14 protein-coding genes are annotated in these 15,677 nt (G+C 71.5%); 10 read left to right on the plus strand and 4 right to left on the minus strand.

Annotation, left to right across the window (positions count from 1 at the left end; translation table 11 throughout):
* The first annotated feature begins 969 nt into the window (after positions 1-969).
* From ACFT55_RS03040 to ACFT55_RS03050, 3 genes are all read left to right on the plus strand, one after another.
* Positions 970-1,188, plus strand: a complete 219-nt coding sequence (locus tag ACFT55_RS03040; RefSeq protein WP_380241329.1) for a hypothetical protein — start codon at positions 970-972, stop codon at positions 1,186-1,188.
* Complete coding sequence (locus ACFT55_RS03045) at positions 1,185-1,325, plus strand: Imm26 family immunity protein (protein ID WP_380241331.1); 141 nt, start codon at positions 1,185-1,187, stop codon at positions 1,323-1,325. The genes ACFT55_RS03040 and ACFT55_RS03045 overlap by 4 nt, the downstream gene beginning before the upstream one ends.
* A 910-nt stretch (positions 1,326-2,235) precedes the next feature.
* A complete protein-coding gene (locus ACFT55_RS03050; protein ID WP_380241333.1) occupies positions 2,236-2,571 on the plus strand; it encodes a hypothetical protein in 336 nt (111 codons plus the stop codon).
* Between the two features lie 1,668 nt (positions 2,572-4,239).
* Here the strand turns inward: ACFT55_RS03050 and ACFT55_RS03055 are convergent.
* Positions 4,240-5,043, minus strand: coding sequence for a hypothetical protein (locus tag ACFT55_RS03055; protein WP_380241335.1), 804 nt, complete (start codon positions 5,041-5,043; stop codon positions 4,240-4,242).
* 221 nt (positions 5,044-5,264) lie between these two features.
* Between ACFT55_RS03055 and ACFT55_RS03060 the strand changes: the two genes are divergently transcribed.
* The 5 genes from ACFT55_RS03060 to ACFT55_RS03080 all read left to right on the plus strand — a co-directional run bounded on the left by ACFT55_RS03060 (position 5,265) and on the right by ACFT55_RS03080 (position 10,540).
* Complete coding sequence (locus ACFT55_RS03060) at positions 5,265-6,458, plus strand: AI-2E family transporter (RefSeq protein WP_380241337.1); 1,194 nt, start codon at positions 5,265-5,267, stop codon at positions 6,456-6,458.
* 37 nt (positions 6,459-6,495) lie between these two features.
* Positions 6,496-7,086 carry a GNAT family N-acetyltransferase gene (locus tag ACFT55_RS03065; protein ID WP_380241339.1) on the plus strand — a complete coding sequence of 197 codons (591 nt, stop codon included), beginning with the start codon at positions 6,496-6,498 and terminating at the stop codon, positions 7,084-7,086.
* Between the two features lie 126 nt (positions 7,087-7,212).
* Positions 7,213-8,673 (plus strand): flavin-containing monooxygenase, encoded by a 1,461-nt coding sequence (locus ACFT55_RS03070; RefSeq protein ID WP_380241341.1) that lies wholly within the window; start codon positions 7,213-7,215, stop codon positions 8,671-8,673.
* Positions 8,670-9,584, plus strand: coding sequence for a bile acid:sodium symporter family protein (locus tag ACFT55_RS03075; RefSeq protein WP_380241343.1), 915 nt, complete (start codon positions 8,670-8,672; stop codon positions 9,582-9,584). The genes ACFT55_RS03070 and ACFT55_RS03075 overlap by 4 nt, the downstream gene beginning before the upstream one ends.
* On the plus strand, positions 9,581-10,540 hold the full coding sequence (locus tag ACFT55_RS03080) for an NAD-dependent epimerase/dehydratase family protein (protein WP_380241345.1): 960 nt from the start codon (positions 9,581-9,583) through the stop codon (positions 10,538-10,540). The genes ACFT55_RS03075 and ACFT55_RS03080 overlap by 4 nt, the downstream gene beginning before the upstream one ends.
* Before the next feature lie 5 nt (positions 10,541-10,545).
* Here ACFT55_RS03080 and ACFT55_RS03085 read toward each other — a convergent pair whose 3' ends face one another.
* Positions 10,546-11,205 (minus strand): nucleotidyltransferase domain-containing protein, encoded by a 660-nt coding sequence (locus ACFT55_RS03085; RefSeq protein ID WP_380241347.1) that lies wholly within the window; start codon positions 11,203-11,205, stop codon positions 10,546-10,548.
* Between the two features lie 275 nt (positions 11,206-11,480).
* Between ACFT55_RS03085 and ACFT55_RS03090 the strand changes: the two genes are divergently transcribed.
* On the plus strand, positions 11,481-13,145 hold the full coding sequence (locus tag ACFT55_RS03090; protein WP_380241349.1) for an ATP-binding cassette domain-containing protein: 1,665 nt from the start codon (positions 11,481-11,483) through the stop codon (positions 13,143-13,145).
* A gap of 37 nt (positions 13,146-13,182) precedes the next feature.
* Complete coding sequence (locus tag ACFT55_RS03095) at positions 13,183-14,538, plus strand: M20/M25/M40 family metallo-hydrolase (protein ID WP_380241351.1); 1,356 nt, start codon at positions 13,183-13,185, stop codon at positions 14,536-14,538.
* Between the two features lie 18 nt (positions 14,539-14,556).
* Here the strand turns inward: ACFT55_RS03095 and ACFT55_RS03100 are convergent, their stop codons facing one another.
* Both ACFT55_RS03100 and ACFT55_RS03105 read right to left on the minus strand, forming a co-directional pair.
* Entirely contained in the window at positions 14,557-15,342 is a 786-nt protein-coding gene (locus tag ACFT55_RS03100; RefSeq protein ID WP_380241353.1) for a fructosamine kinase family protein, read from the minus strand.
* A 57-nt stretch (positions 15,343-15,399) separates the two neighbouring features.
* Entirely contained in the window at positions 15,400-15,651 is a 252-nt protein-coding gene (locus ACFT55_RS03105; protein WP_380241355.1) for a DUF5703 family protein, read from the minus strand.
* Between the last annotated feature and the right edge of the window lie 26 nt (positions 15,652-15,677).

A 15,677-nucleotide genomic window follows, 5' to 3' on the forward strand; every position in this document is an offset into this window, starting at 1 on the left:
GTCCCCTCCGGACACGCAGGAATTGCTCCGCAGCCTTACAGTCATTCAGTCAGTCGGAGGGCAACGGGGCCGGAAACGCAGAAGGCGCCCACCCCGCGGGGTGGGCGCCTTCTGCGGTTTCGGGGCAGCACAGCTTCCCCCGTGTGAGTGCGGTCATGTAGGTCGAATCGCGCAACGCACGGCGATCGACTCGAGCGCCATCGTCGTCGGCCGCGTTGCTGCCTGGGCGGGCCCTCTAGCGCCGAATCGACCACGGGGCGAGAGTGGCAGCGATCGCGGTGCCAGCGGGCCAGGGATTTCGCCGGGGCGATCCAGGCGCGAAACCCACCCGTCCACCGGGGTCGCCTCGGCGGTCTTCTCGGCGCCGTACCCACCGGGCGATGAGGCTCATTTTGGGGGTGCTCGACGGAACCTCGTGTGGGCCGCCGGACGGCGCTGCTCCGGCCCCCTAGGCGGCTTGGCAAGTGGGTGGCAGGCGGCCGGAGGAGTAGCCCCATGTCTGAGAGGCCCGGCGCTCAGGTGGCCTTCCTCCTGCACTCGATGACCATGCTCCTCGCCCGTGCTGAGGTCGCAGCGGGCCGCGCAGCTTTCACCCGCTCGGCGTTTTCCCCGGGCAACGGTCGTCGCGGTAGTTTCCGGGCGGCTCGCAATCGAGCTCGCGGCATTCACAGTCGAATACCAGGGAAGGTGCGTTCGTGCGATCTGGTCGAGTTGTCACGTCGAGCGGCCTTGTGGCATGAGATGCCACGGGTGGCTGAAGGATTTGGCGGCCGTTCCGTGCTGCATTACATCGCGATACCGATGCTGCCGCCATCGAAGACTCAGGCCAGTCCTTGGGCCGTTGGGCATTCGGCGATGGTGCGTCAAACTGGAAAAGACCTTTCAGGCCAATACCAAAATCGACCCACAACAGGCCAGGTGTACGTTGATCGCACAAGTTGCACCGAGAACCGCTCCAGCATCTAGCTCGTGGCGACGCACGTGACGCGTTCAACGACAAAGCCATTTGATCGGGTACCGCTCGACCAATCCAGAAGTGATGCCGCAGTTCGCGGGCAAGAGAAACGGCTCATCGAACACTTTTGGGAACAGGATGTGTTGGCTAATGCCATCAACGCGGTAAGTTTGCTGAATCCACAGCTTCAAATGTACATGGAATCAGCATGGAACGAGGTTGGGGGACCATGAGGAGCCAGGCGCCGGAACCGGGGACGGTTATTCAGATTGCATTGCCTGACGGAAGATATGCCTACGGAAGAGTGTTGAGAGATGCGTCTGTGGCGTTCTATCGTCAAGGTCTGACCGCCCTGGGTGCCCGCCAATAGGGGCCCGTGAGTACGAGTTTGTCGTTGGTGTCTACGAGGACGTGTTACGCACGGAGGGCGTGCCCGTTGTCGGGATGGACGCCAGTGCGGACCCGGACGACGAGTGGCCGCCGCCATATAGCGTTCGAGACGTGCTTACCGGTAGATCGAGGATCTACCATCGGGGCAAAATGGAGCCGGCAACCGAAGAGCAGGTCCGTGATTTGGAGCCTGCTGCAGTTTGGGACTGGCATCATCTCGTCGAGCGTCTCATGGCATCCGGGAAATGAAACTGACCGCTCAACGCAGATGAGGGTTCAGCAGTCCGTGCTCGGTGAGGGGGCGAGTAGGTGAACTACGCGTGAGCGGCCGCGCGGTGGCTGGCAGGCCGGCGCAGACACTGGCGTGGGATGCGGAGGGTGAGCTGTCGAAGGTCTCGGAGGGGGCGGCCACGACGGGTCAGTTCGTGGCTTGGAGAGGGCGCGAGTAATTCACTCTGAAGGTCGCGCGGATTACTCACTCTTAGAGGAAGCGCTGGATTGATGGAGCGAAGAACGGGGAGCGCCGAAGTCGTAGAGCGAAACCAGCAATTCTATGGCGTTGTCAAAGATGTGCGAACCCCGAGAACGAATAGTCGCATTTCGAGTATCCGTGCGAAGGTCGGTGCTGAACTCTGTGGGTTGACGGAGGTGGGCGCAGTAGTCCTCGGCGACGTGCACGACGACACCGTCCACCAGCGTGCTGGGCGGGGCGGCGAAGTATTGGACGAACCTCGAGCAAAACTACGGGAAATGATGCGACAGGAAGGCTGGTTCTAGTGGATAGATTTGCTGAGGTCGCGGCCACAATCCCGTTCCGGCTACCGTTTGTGTTTGCACGGCTTGCCGGACTCTTTGCGGCTGGCTGGGGGGCATTGTCAATCATTGGGCGCATGTACGGCAAGGGTCGGCCAGCCCGCGTTGAGGTAGTGGCGGGGGCCATGCATAACGGTGACCTCACGGCCGCCGCTGCCCATCTGCGCTCACGGATGCCGTACCTGATGATTATGTCCGTCTGGTCGATCGTTCTTGTTCTCATCGGTGTGCTCGGCGCGAAGTTCTTGGAGTTTCAGCTAGTCATTTGCGGAAGTGCACTCTTCGCGACCTTGGTGCTTTGGGTTTGGGCTTGGTTCGAGCGAGAGTTTGCGCGCCCGGGCTGGTTCGTGCCGGTCGAGCTTCGCGGAACACCGGGGCTTCGGATGGCGCGCAAGGGCAAGGGGCAAGCATGATGCCGACATCACGGGAACAAGGAATGACTGAGCGCGTCTTTGGGGGCAAGGTGGAGACCGCGAAGGGCCCAGCCGCGGTAACTCTTGGGCGGTGGACAATCGCTTCGGGACTAGTGGGCGGGCTTTGTGTCATCAGCATGTTTGTGGGTGGGGTTGTGACTAATTCGGCAGGTTACATGGCTTCTCCGTGGTTGATGGCGCTCATGGCGGCGGCGATTTTCTGTGTGTTCATTTTGGTAATTGTTTACCCCTGGACTTACGTGAAAGAGCAGAAGGAAATCCGAATGGGCTACACGACATATCCGCGCCACCGCAAGGATCTAGTTCAGGTCGACCCTAGGACGGGACGGATTGTCCGTTCAGCAAATGAGCCGTACCTGGACCGCGCTACGAGACGTGCGCGGTTGTCGGGGCTCCGCTCATCGGGAACTATTGACGGCTGAACTCGAAGTGCTTGCGCATACTGGTGCTGTGGGAGCGGTGTGCCTACGGAGCCGGATAGACCTTTACTGGAAGTAGGGCTGTGAACGATGGTTGCGCTTGTGATCGCGGCGTTGTCCCTTATTCTTTCGCTCGGAGTTGTCGGGCTTGTGCTTAATGCGCGAATCGCGGCCTGGCTTGACGCCTTGGTGGATCGTTTGGTCGCGCCAAACGTTCGTTACAGATTGGAGTCTGCTACGGGTGGGCTCAGGCCGCGACTTACAGTTGTGATCTGTTCGACCATTTGTGTCATGTTGGGAGCGACGGGCCTGAGCGCTGCGCTGGGATCTCGATGATCCGCGTCTTCGATCCTGGACTTGGGCTGGGGACCCGCGGTGTTGACCTGTGGGCAGCGGGAGCGGTTCACGCCGTTCACATCGGGTGGCCAACCCGACGGGTGTGGCGCATGCTGCTCACCGCACGGTGATGGAGGAGATCGTCTGTGGGTACCGCACTGGGACTTCATGGAGGGGCGTAGATCGCTGAAGTCTTCGCCTGCGCTGTATCGAATAGCACTTGTGCTGGCAGCGCCTGCCAGCGTCGTGGTGGGAGGTGGATGGTTGGCAGGCGGTCGGAAACCGCACCGCCGGTTCATCGTCGGCGGCTTGTGGGACCTGATCTGGTCGGCGCTGCTGGCGAGGCGGATGTGGTCGGCGTGCGATCAGCGGCGTGACAGGTATGCGCCGACAGGAAGTTCCCCAGGAGAAGGTCGCGCCGAGCCGAGGTTGCTGCAGACGTGATGCGTGTGCCAGTTGAGACGGTATCGACGGCATGTGGTTCGCGAGGTTTGCCGTGAACAACTTGAAGCCTGGAAAGAATGAATCGGCTGGGGATACCTGCAGCCACGATGCGTGTGATGCGGCCGGGCCTGCGTGGCGACACTGCGCCCGCGAGCTTCCCTGCGCGTCGTGGAGCGCCTCACGGCGGGAGGTGTGGAGGCGCCTGAGCAGTCGGGGGCAACGCGCGGGCCCGGGCCGGGTAGGATCGGGGAAGACTTCCGGCGCGTGAGCGTCGGCGGGATCCGAATGAGACAGCGGATCGAGACGCCCCCGCGAATCCACATCGCGGGGGCGTCTCGCTGTTCGGGCGGCTGGCCGCTGTCGCGTGCGGCTCGTCCGACGGGGCACGGGCCGGTGGGCCGAGGCTCACCCCAGGCTCAGAAGCGCGATCCGCGGCCAGGAGGACCCTTCACCCCTGGCCCTCATGCCCGGCGACGAGCGCGGCGAGGGCCGCCCGCGTCTTCGTCTCCTGCGGGGCGCCGAGGTCCACCCCGTGCCGCGCGAGGAACACCTTCGTCTCCGCCGCCGCCTGGAACGCGGTGGCGGGGGAGGTCTTGCTCGAGAGCTCCAGCACGCGCTCGCCGTCGGGCAGGAACCACAGCTCGGCGACCATGCGGCGGGGGAGCTCAGGCGGTGCGAACCTCACCTTGAGCAGCGAGAGCGGGCCGAGGACGCGCAGGTCGGCCGGTGACACGCCCGCCGGGAGCCGCTCGTCGAACACCGCGCGCTGGACCGGGTCGAGCAGGTCCCGCAGACGACGGGCGTCCGCCACGAGCGCCCGGACCTCGCGGTCGGGCACCCTCCGGGTGAGCGAGCACGAGCAGGCGAAGCCCGCGGGCGAGGCGTCCACCTCGACCTTGAAGCCGTCGGCGCCCCGCGCCTGGGGTGGGGCGTCCGCGGGCAGCATCGGCCGCAGCTTGACGGTGACGTCGCCGTCCTTGCGCTGCGTGCGCCGCGCCCGCACGACCAGGCCCGCGGCAGACAGGTCCAGGCCGGGGGTGTCGACGAAGGCCACCTGCCGGATCGTCGCGTCCAGCGCGTCGATGCCGAGCCGGTCGAGCACGCGGCGGTGGTCGACGGCCGGCACGGTGAGCTTGAGCTCCACGGAGTCGACGTCGGGGAGCAGGGCGAGCAGCGCGCCGAGCTCCTCGGCGTCGTACGAGGGCACGCCGGTCCTGCTGGCTCCCCTGGGCTCCGACGGTGCGACCGCCATCGCGGGCTCCTCTCGCCGACGCCTCCGGGACTCGGGCGTGAGCCCATCGTCGTCCCGTCCACGCAGGAGCGCAGCGCGCCCGGGTCGCCAGCGACGCAATTCACCCTCCGGCACCCAGCGAGACCCTGCGGCGCACGCGACGGCGACGCCCCGGGCGCGACCTCCCTCGTCCTGCGGCGCGGTGCGGCAGACTGGACGGACGACCGCGAGAGAGGTGCAGGGTGGCGAAGCGTTCGAACGAGAACGTCCCGGCGTGGCTGCGGACGTCGGCGGGGTGGTCCTGGCGCCTGATCGCCCTGACAGCAGCGGTCGCGCTCGTGTTCTGGGCGACCGTGCAGGTCCAGCTCGTCTTCGTCGCCGTGTTCCTCGGCCTCGTCTTCGCCTCGGTGCTCAACCCCGTCGCAGACCTCTACGCGAAGGTGATGCCCCGCGCGCTGGCGACCGCGCTCGCGATCCTCAGCGCGTTCCTCGTGCTCGGTGGCCTGATCACGTACGTCGTCGCGTCGGTGGCCGGGCAGTGGGAGAAGCTGGCGGGGCAGTTCGACACCGGTGTGCAGCAGATCCTCCAGTACCTCGAGAGCGGTCCGTTCGGCCTGTCCGTCACCCTCGACCAGATCAACGAGTGGATCGACCAGGGCCGGCAGTGGCTGACGGACAACGCCGACTCGCTCGTCAGCCAGGCGGCGCAGAGCGCCGGGTCCGTGTTCGAGGGCTTCGCCGTCTTCGCCCTGTCCATCTTCTGCACGGTCTTCTTCGTCGCGTCGGGCGGCAAGATGTGGCGCTGGTTCCTGGGCCAGCTCCCGGAGCAGCACCGCTCCCGCTGGCAGGCCGCCGCGGGCGCCGGGTGGTACAGCTTCTCGGGCTACGCCCGCGGCACCGTGATCATCGCGTTCACCGACGGCGTCCTGGCGTTCATCCTCCTGACGATCCTCGGCGTCCCGCTCGCCGCGCCCCTGGCCGTCCTCGTGTTCATCGGCGCCTTCATCCCCCTGATCGGCGCGCCGCTCGCCATGATCATCGCCGCCGTCGTGGCGCTCGCGGCGAACGGCATCGTCACCGCCCTCATCGTCACCATCGGGATCGCCCTCATCGGGCAGCTCGAGGGTCACGTGCTGCAGCCGCTCATCATGGGCAAGCAGGTCGCGCTGCACCCGCTGGTCATCGGCATCGGCGTCACGGCAGGCACCGTGCTGGCAGGGATCCTGGGCGCGATCATCGCCGTGCCGCTCATGGCGGTCGCCTGGACGGTCTTCTCCACCCTGCGCGGGGACCGGGACCACCCCGAGCTGGACGAACCCGTCGGGCTCGGCAGCGGGCCGATGGCCGTGGCACCCGTCATCCACCCGCCCGCCACCGACCCCGAGCAGGCTGGCGGGGGAGCCGCAGACGCCCCGGAGGAGACTCCGGACAAATAGCGTGAGACCGCCCGGGCCGACGTGCCACGATGCCCGGATGGAGCCGTTCGTCCTCACCACCGACCGCGTCCGCCTGTCCGTGCCCACGGCTGCCGACGTCGACCGCATCGCCGAGATCTGCACGGACCCCGTCATCGCGCGGTGGACCACGGTGCCGTCGCCGTACACGCGGGCCGACGCCGAGGGGTTCGTGGACCAGTTCGTCGCGGACGGCTGGGCCGAGGAGAAGGACTTCACGTGGGCGGTCCGCGCACCCGGTGGGGATGACGGACCGGTGCTGGCCATGGTCGGCATGTCGCGGGAGGGCGCGCCGGGCGTCCAGCCGGCCGGGGAGCTCGGGTTCTGGTGCGCGCCGGAGGCGCGCGGTCAGGGACTGATGACGGCCGCGGCACGTCTCGTCGTCGACTGGGCCGTCGACCCGGAAGGGCTCGGCCTCGGCGTCGTGCGCTGGCGCGCCAACGTCGGGAACTGGGCGTCGCGACGGGTCGCCTGGAAGCTCGGCTTCCGCTACGAGGGAATGCTGCGCCGCTTCGGCGCGCAGCGCGGCGTGCTCCAGGACACGTGGGTCGGTTCCTACGTGCCGGGCGACCCGCGCGAGCCGAACGAACCCTGGCCCGACGAGTCCTGACCGCCTCCCCGGGGGCGGCGCCCCGCGCTTTGGGGCCCGCCCCCGCCCACCCGTACACTCCGTGCGCGCCATGACGGCGCGCAGTGTCGGCACGCAGGGCGCGCGCCGGGAGCAAGGAGGCTGGCGATGGGGCTGGAACGACGGGTCGCGGTGATCGGGGCAGGCCCTTCCGGCCTCGCCGCCGCGCGGGCGCTGGACCGCGCCGGCCTCGCGTTCGACGGGTACGAGGCGCACGACGACGTCGGCGGCCTGTGGGACATCGACAACCCGCGGTCGACGGTCTACGAGTCGGCGCACCTGATCTCCTCGCGCACCACGACGCAGTTCGACGAGCTGCCGATGGACTCCGGCGCCGACTACCCGAGCCACCGCGAGCTGCTGCGGTACTTCCGCCGCTACGCCGACGTCTTCGGGCTGCGGGAGCGCTACCGCTTCGGCACCCGCGTGGTCGCGGTCGAGCCCGCGGGCGGGGACGCGACCGGGCGCAGCGGGTGGGTCGTGCGGTCCCAGCCCACCGAGCCCACCGAGCCCGGCGGTTCGGCAGCGGGGGAGCCCGTGGCGCGCACCTACTCCCACGTCGTGATCGCCAACGGCACGCTCGCCGAGCCGAACGTCCCCACCTTCACGGGCACGTTCGACGGCGAGCTGCTGCACTCCAGCGCCTACAAGAGCGCGGACGTGTTCGCGGGCAAGCGCGTCCTTGTCGTCGGGGGCGGCAACTCCGGCTGCGACATCGCCGTCGACGCCGTCCACCGGGCCGCGTCGGTCGACCTGTCCGTGCGCCGCGGCTACTGGTTCGTGCCGCGCTACCTCCTCGGCCGGCCCACCGACACCCTCAACCAGGGTCGGCCTCTGCCCGCCCGCGTCAAGCAGGCCGTCGACTCGCGCCTGCTGCGCCTGCTCAACGGGGACCCGCGCCGCTTCGGCTTCCCGGAGCCGGACCACAAGATCTACGAGTCCCACCCCGTGGTGAACTCCCTCGTGCTGCAGCACGCCGGGCAGGGCGACCTGCGGGTGCGGCCCGACCTCGACCGGTTCGAGGGCCGTACCGTGCACTTCGCCGACGGCAGCAGCGACGAGTACGACCTGGTGCTGCTCGCCACGGGCTACCGGCTCGACTACCCGTTCCTCGACCCGCAGCACCTCGCCTGGGCCGGCCCGGGCTCGGGCACCGCGCCGCGGCTGTTCTGCAACATCGTCCCGCCGACGGCCAACGGGCTGTTCGTCGTGGGGATGCTCGAGGCGTCCGGCATCGGCTGGCAGGGCCGCGCGGAGCAGGCCGAGCTGGTGGCGCGCTACCTCGCCGCCGAGGCCGGCGGGGACGGCGGGGACGCCGCGGCGGCGGAGCGGGCCGCGCGGTTCCGGCGCCGGCTGACCGACCCGTGGCCCGACCTCACGGGCGGCTACCGGTACCTCGGGCTCGAGCGCATGAGCTACTACGTGAACAAGGACGCCTACCGGCGCACCGTGCGTCGGCTGGCGGCGGAGCTGGCCCCCGCGCCACGCGGCAGCGACCGGCACTCCGCACCGGACGTCGCGCCCGACGCCACGCCGGCCGGCCCGGCAGCCGCGGAGCGTGCCGCGTGAGCATCGACGACGTCGTCCTGAATTTCTCGCCCGGGTCGATGACGGCCCTCAACGTGGTGATCGGGCTGATCATGCTCGGCATCGCGCTCGACACCGCCCCCGCGGACTTCGCGGTGGTCCGGCGCGCCCCGAAGGCGATGCTGCTCGCGCTGGTCGCCCAGCTCGTCCTGCTGCCCGCGGTCACGTTCGGTCTGACGCTCGCGCTCGACCTGCGCGCGTCCCTCGCCCTGGGGCTCATCCTCGTGGCGTGCTGCCCGCCGGGGAACGTCTCGCAGGTGCTCACCTACCGGGCCGGCGGGAACGTCGCGCTGTCGGTGTCCTTCACCGCGGTGGCGAACGTCGTGTACATCGTCGCGATGCCGGTCAGCATCGCGTTCTGGGGCGGGCTGCACCCCACGGCGTCGGCGATCCTCGCCGAGGTCAGCCTCGACCCGCTGGAGGTGCTGACCGACGTCGTCCTCGTGATCGGCCTGCCGTTCGCCGTCGGCTTCGGGGTGCGGGCCCGTTGGCCGCGGCTCGCGGCCCGGGTGCAGCGACCGGTGCGCTGGTTCTCGCTGCTCGCGCTGGTCGGGTTCATCCTGGCCGCGCTGGTCGGGAACTTCTCGATCTTCGTCACGTACGTCGGCGTCGTGGCGTTCGCCGTGTTCTGCCACGAGGCGGTGGCGCTGAGCGTCGGGTACGCCACCGGGCGGCTCGGCGGCCTCGGGCCTCGCGAGGTCAAGGCCCTGACGTTCGAGACCGGGATCCGCAACGCCGGCCTCGGTCTCGGGCTGGTGTTCGCCTTCTTCGGTGGACTGGGCGGCATGGCCGTCGTCGCCGGCTGGTGGGGCATCTGGGACATCGTCGCGGGCCTGGCCCTGGCGACCGTCTGGGCGCGGCGCTCCCGCTCCCGGCAGGAGGTGGCGGCATGAGGCGCGTCCTGGTCACCGGCGGCGCCGGGTTCCTCGGGTCGCACGCGGTGGCGGCCCTGGCGGCGCACGAGGACGTCGCGCACGTCGTCGCGGGCGACCTGCGCGAGGCGCGGGTGCCCCACGGCGCGGTGCGGGCTCGGCTCGACGTCACCGACCCCGCGTCGGTGCGCCGGGTGATCGACGAGCACGGGATCGACACCGTGGTGCACCTGGCCGCGATCGTGAACCCGGGGACGCTGGACGAGGCCGCCGAGCGCGCGGTCGACGTCGACGGCACGCGGAACGTCCTGGACGCCTGCGTCGCGGCGGGCGTGCGGCGGGTGGTGGTCTCGTCCTCGGGCGCCGCGTACGGGTACCACGCGGACAACCCCGTGCCCCTGACCGAGACCGACCCGCTGCGCGGCAACGCCGAGTTCACGTACTCGCGCCACAAGCGCGAGGTCGAGGAGATGCTGGCGCACTTCCGTGTCGTGCACCCGGGGCTGGGCCAGGTGGTGCTGCGCATCGGCACGATCCTGGGCCCGGGGGTCGACAACCAGATCACGGCGCTGTGGGAGGCGCGGCGGCTGCTGCGAGTGCGCGGGGCGGAGAGCCCGTTCGTGTTTGCGTGGGTCGACGACGTCACCGGCGCCGTCGTCGCGGGCGCGACGGGCGCAGCCACGGGCGCGTTCAACGTCTGCGGGGACGGCGTGATGACCGTGGCGGACATCGCGGCCCGCCTCGGCAGGCGCACCCTCGACGTCCCCGCCTGGGCGCTCGCCGCCGCGCTGCGCGTCGGGCACGCCCTGCGCCTCACGGTGCACGGCCCGGAGCGCGTCGGGTTCCTGCGCTACCGCCCGGTCCTGGACAACACGCGGCTCAAGGCCGAGCTCTACCAGCCGCGCCTGACGTCGCGCGAGGCGTTCGACGCGTGGCTGGCCCGCCGCGGGCCGGCAGGGGGCGCGAGCGGCGGCTGAGCAGGTCAGCTCACGGCGCCCAGCCACGGGTGACCGGGCAGGGTGCGCGCGAGGGCGTCGGCGAGCCACGAGCGCCGACCCCGGTCGAGCGCCGGGAGCGTGGCGTCGAAGTCGCGCTGGTCCTTGGGGCGCAGCCCCTGCGCCTTGTACAGCAGCTGGATCTCCGGCTGCAGGTACGGCACCCCGTCCGCGGTCCACAGCGCGTCCGCCATCGGCATCGTGAGCCCGGGGTCGCGCTTGTAGACCCACGTGCGCGGGGTGCCCGGGCTCAGCAGGATGTCGAACTCCCAGGGCGAGGTGGCGTCCCGCCGCGTCCACACCTGCCCGCAGCCCTCCGGCAGGACGTCGTCGGCCGGGCCGTCGGGGGCGTCGTCGGGGCGCAGGGGCCGCAGCGTGCCGGACGCGGCGGTCCAGGTGTGCAGCCTCGGAGCGAGATGGCGACGCAGCGCCGGCAGGTCCTGGCGCAGCGTGGCCGGGTCGATGTCCTCGTGAGGCCGTTCGACGCCCGTGAAGGCCTGCAGGGCCCACCCGCCTGCCACCCACCAGACCCCGGGATAGTCCGCCAGGAGTGCGGCGACGTCGTGAGGCGTGCGCGCCGCCCACGGGCCGTACCAGCGGTCGAACTCGTCGTCGGTCCACGGGGCGCGGGACGGTGCCGGGGTCACCGGGAGATCGTAGGCCCGGGCGTCCCCGCGGGAGCCGCGGGAAGGGAAAGAGGTTGCGCGCCGCGAGGCGGTGTGCGAACCTCGACGCCGTCCCCGCGGCTCCGCCGCGCGTGAGAGGGGACGGCTCCAGGACGAGAGGCACACACCGAGCGATGACGGGCACCCGGACCGCCTGAGCGCGTCGACCCCGAGGCTCCCCGCCTGCATGAGCAGGCCCGCGGGAGCGGCGTCGACGCACCTGCCGTCCGCCGTCCCGCCACCTGCTGGAGCCTTGCGTGCCTACCACCCCGTCCTCCGTCGTCCTGCACGACCTCACCTTCTCCTGGCCCGACGGGGCCACCCCGATCGCCGGCGTCACCGGCGCGTTCTCCCGCGGTCGCACCGGCCTCGTGGGCCTCAACGGCGCGGGCAAGTCCACGCTGCTGCGGCTCGTCGCCGGCCGCCTGCGCCCGACCTCCGGCACGATCACCGTCTCGGGCGTCGCCGACTACCTGCCGCAGCGCCTGACCCTCGACACCGGGGCGACTGTCGCCGACCTGCTGGGCGTGCGTGACGTCGTGGACGCCGTCCGTGCCATCACGGACGGCGAGGTGCCGCAGGACCGGCTGGCGGCCCTGTTCGACGTCGTCGGCGACGGCTGGGACGTGGAGGAACGGGCCCTCGCGGAGCTGGCCGCCGCGGGGCTCCCGTCCGCTGACGGCGTCCTCGACCGCCCGGTGGGAACCCTCTCGGGCGGCGAGGCGATGCTGGTCGCCGTCACCGGCGTCCGGCTCCGTGGCGCGGACGTCGCGCTGCTCGACGAGCCGACGAACAACCTGGACGGCGGGGCGCGCGAGCGCTTGCACGAGATCGTGCGCACCTGGCGCGGCACGCTCGTCGTGGTCTCGCACGACCGCGAGCTGCTCGAGCTCGTGGACGAGACGGCCGAGCTGCGCACCGGGGGCCTGACGACGTTCGGCGGCACCTACGCGCAGTACGAGGAGTACCTGGCCGCGCAGCAGGAGGCCGCCCGGGCCGCCCTGCGCGACGCCGAGCAGACGCTGCGCCGCGAGAAGCGGCAGCGGATCGAGGCCGAGGAGCGCATCGCCCACTCGGAGCGCCAGGGACGCAAGGACGCCGCGAACAGCCGCTACGTCAAGGCCGTCGTCAACGACCGGCGCAACTCCGCGCAGAAGGCGCAGGGTGCCCGCCGCGGGGCGGCCGCCGACAAGGAGACGGCCGCCCGCGCCGCCGTCGAGGCGGCCGAGCGCTCCGTGCGCGACGACGACCGCATCGTCGTCGACCTGCCCGACCCCGGGGTGCCGGCGGGGCGCCGCCTCGCCGTGCTGCGTGGCACGGACGGGCGCGAGGTGGTCCTGGCCGGGCCCGAGCGGGTGGCCCTCACCGGGCCGAACGGCGTGGGCAAGACGACCCTCCTGGAGCGGCTCGTCGCGTCGTCGCGCCGTGCCGACGACGGCGAGCCCGGCGGGTCCAGCGAGCCCGGCGGGTCCGGCGGCGGGACCGGAGCGCGGGCCGAGGCCCTCACGGACCGGGTGGGCTACCTCCCGCAGCGGCTCGACGTCCTGGACGACGACGAGACGGTGCTCGACGCGGTACGGGCGGGGGCGCCGCACGTGGCGCCGGGGGAGCTGCGCAACCGGCTCGCCCGCTTCCTCGTCCGGGGCGACCAGACCGGCCGCCCGGTCGCGACCCTCTCCGGAGGGGAACGGTTCCGCGTCACGTTGGCGCGCCTGCTGCTGTCCGACCCGCCGGCGCAGCTGCTGGTGCTCGACGAGCCCACCAACAACCTCGACCTCGCCAGCACCGACCAGTTGGTCCAGGCGCTGTCGGCGTACCGCGGCGGCCTGCTGGTCGTGAGCCACGACCGCGCGTTCCTCGCCCGGCTCGGTCTGGACGCCGAGCTGGTGCTGGACCCCTCCGGCGCCCTCTCCCGCACCTGACGGCGGGGGCGTGCCGGTCGGCCGCTACGGTGGGCGCATGACGAGCGACCCGACGACCGAGCAGAGCTCCGTGCCCTCCGTGCCCACCCCCACCGCCGAGGACGAGGTGGTGGGGATCTGCCAGGACCTGCTGCGGATCGACACGTCGAACTACGGCAACGGGGAGGGACCGGGGGAGCGGCGCGCCGCCGAGCACGTCGCCACGCTGCTCACCGAGGTCGGGCTCGACGTGGAGGTGTTCGAGCCGGCGCCCGGCCGCACGTCCGTCGTGACGCGGCTCGAGGGTGCGGACCCGACGCGTCCCGCCCTCGTGCTGCACGGCCACACCGACGTCGTGCCCGCGGCCGCCGGCGACTGGACGGTCGACCCGTTCGGCGGCGAGGAGACCGACGGCCTGCTGTGGGGCCGCGGCGCCGTCGACATGAAGGACATGGACGCCATGATCCTGTCGGTGGTGCGGCAGATGGTCCGCGAGGGCCGCCGCCCGGCCCGGGACGTGGTCGTCGCCTTCTTCGCGGACGAGGAGGCGGGCGGCGTCCAGGGAGCGCAGTGGGCGGTGCGGCACCGCCCGGAGCTCTTCGAGGGCGCCACCGAGGCGATCAGCGAGGTGGGCGGCTTCTCGGTGGAGGTCGGCGGGCGGCGCGCGTACCTGCTGCAGACGGCGGAGAAGGGGCTGGCGTGGCTGCGCCTCGTCGCCGACGGCCGCGCCGGGCACGGCTCCCAGGTGAACGCGGAGAACGCCGTGACCGAGCTCGCTGCCGCGGTCGCGCGGATCGGGCAGCACCGGTGGCCGTACACGCTCACCCCCACGGTGGAGAAGCTCCTGCGCGGGGTCTCCGACCTCGCCGGGCTGCCGTACGACGGCGAGGACCCGGAGGCGATCGACGCCCTCGTCGCCGCGCTGGGCCCGGCGGCCCGGTTCGTCGGTGCCACCGTGCGCCACACGTCCAACCCGACGCAGCTCGACGCCGGCTACAAGGCCAACGTCATCCCGGGCCGGGCCGAGGCCACCGTGGACGTCCGGCTGCTGCCCGGGCACGAGGAGGAGGGGATGGCGACGCTGCGCGAGCTCGCCGGACCCGGCGTGCGGGTGGAGGCCATCCACCAGGACACCGCCCTCGAGGTGCCGTTCTCCGGGGACCTGGTGGACACCATGGTCGCGTCGCTCCTGGCGGAGGACCCGGGCGCCACGGTGCTGCCCTACACGCTCTCGGGCGGCACGGACAACAAGTCGCTCTCGCGCCTCGGCATCACCGGCTACGGGTTCGCGCCGCTGCGGCTGCCCGCCGACCTCGACTTCTCCGGCATGTTCCACGGGGTCGACGAGCGCGTGCCCACCGAGTCGCTGCGGTTCGGCACCCGCGTGCTGGACCGGCTGCTGGGCACCTGCTGACGGCGGCCTGCGTCCGGGTCAGCCCGCGAGGCGAGCCAGCAGCTCTCGGGTGCGGTCCACGTAGGTGCCGCCGAACAGCACGGCGTGCACCGCGAGCGGGTACAGCTGGTGCAGCGCCACGCGCCCCTGCCACCCGGCCGTGAGCGGGCTGGCCCGGTCGTAGGCCGCCAGGGTCTCCTCGAGGTAGGGCGCGCCGAAGAGGGCGAGCATCGCCAGGTCGGCCTCGCGGTGTCCGCCGTGCGCCGCGGGGTCGATGAGCACCGCCTCGGCGGCGCCCGCCGGCCCGGGCGCCCACAGCACGTTCCCGGACCACAGGTCCCCGTGCACGCGCGCCGGCGCCTCCCGTGCCGCCGGGCCGGCGAGCGCGCCGAGCCGGCCGCACACGCGCGCCACGGCGGCCGCGTCGGCGGCGTCGAGCACGCCGCGCTCGCGGCCCTGCTCCACCACCGGCCGCAGCCGTGCGTTCGCGTAGAACGCGGGCCAGTCGCCCCACGTGCCGTCGGTCATCGGCAGGGGGTCGTCCAGGGGGCCGAAGTATCCGGCGGCTGCGCCCGGCGGAAGCACGCCGAAACCGTCCGCCCCGGCGCGGTGGAGCACGGCGAGGCGGCGGCCGAGGTCCCGCGCGGCGTCGGGCGTCGGGTGCACCGGCCGGACCCGTTCCAGGTCGAGGTGGCCCGCGCCGACGCCGACCACCCGGGCGACCCGCGGGCCGCCCGGCACGGCGAGCCAGCGCAGCCCGGCCGCCTCGGTGACGAAGAACCCGGGCGGCGCGTGCGTGCGCGACTTGCGGAAGGAGTCGGCCATGCGTGCCACCAGTGCCGTCCGTGCTCCCGGCCGGAGACCGGCCGGGGACGGGCCAGGTCAGAACGTGGGCGTGACCTTGATGATCTTGCGCCGCAGCCACACCCGGCGTTCGCCGCCGATGTAGAGGCGCGTGCGAGCGAGCTCCCACCGGCCGTACTCGGCTTCGTCGGTGAGCATCTTGCGTGCGTCCGGGACGCTGGTGCCCCGGTCGATCGTCAGCACGCGGAACTCGTACTGTCCGTGCTTGCGCCAGGCAGAGGTCGTGCCCTGCCGTGCGCCTGCCTGCGTGGTCGACGAGGTCGAAGCCATCCGCCGTCCTCCCGAAGTGCTCGCGA

This window comes from Isoptericola sp. NPDC057191, assembly GCF_042670225.1.
GTDB lineage: Bacteria > Actinomycetota > Actinomycetes > Actinomycetales > Cellulomonadaceae > Isoptericola.

Bases quoted from the DNA above. Each gene is read 5' to 3' on its own strand.
- ACFT55_RS03045 (WP_380241331.1), top strand. From the start codon at position 1,185: ATGAGGAGCCAGGCGCCGGAACCGGGGACGGTTATTCAGATTGCATTG.
- ACFT55_RS03050 (WP_380241333.1), top strand. From the start codon at position 2,236: ATGTACGGCAAGGGTCGGCCAGCCCGCGTTGAGGTAGTGGCGGGGGCC.
- ACFT55_RS03055 (WP_380241335.1), bottom strand. From the start codon at position 5,043: ATGGCGGTCGCACCGTCGGAGCCCAGGGGAGCCAGCAGGACCGGCGTG.
- ACFT55_RS03065 (WP_380241339.1), top strand. From the start codon at position 6,496: ATGGAGCCGTTCGTCCTCACCACCGACCGCGTCCGCCTGTCCGTGCCC.
- ACFT55_RS03070 (WP_380241341.1), top strand. From the start codon at position 7,213: ATGGGGCTGGAACGACGGGTCGCGGTGATCGGGGCAGGCCCTTCCGGC.
- ACFT55_RS03080 (WP_380241345.1), top strand. From the start codon at position 9,581: ATGAGGCGCGTCCTGGTCACCGGCGGCGCCGGGTTCCTCGGGTCGCAC.
- ACFT55_RS03095 (WP_380241351.1), top strand. From the start codon at position 13,183: ATGACGAGCGACCCGACGACCGAGCAGAGCTCCGTGCCCTCCGTGCCC.
- ACFT55_RS03100 (WP_380241353.1), bottom strand. From the start codon at position 15,342: ATGGCCGACTCCTTCCGCAAGTCGCGCACGCACGCGCCGCCCGGGTTC.
- ACFT55_RS03105 (WP_380241355.1), bottom strand. From the start codon at position 15,651: ATGGCTTCGACCTCGTCGACCACGCAGGCAGGCGCACGGCAGGGCACG.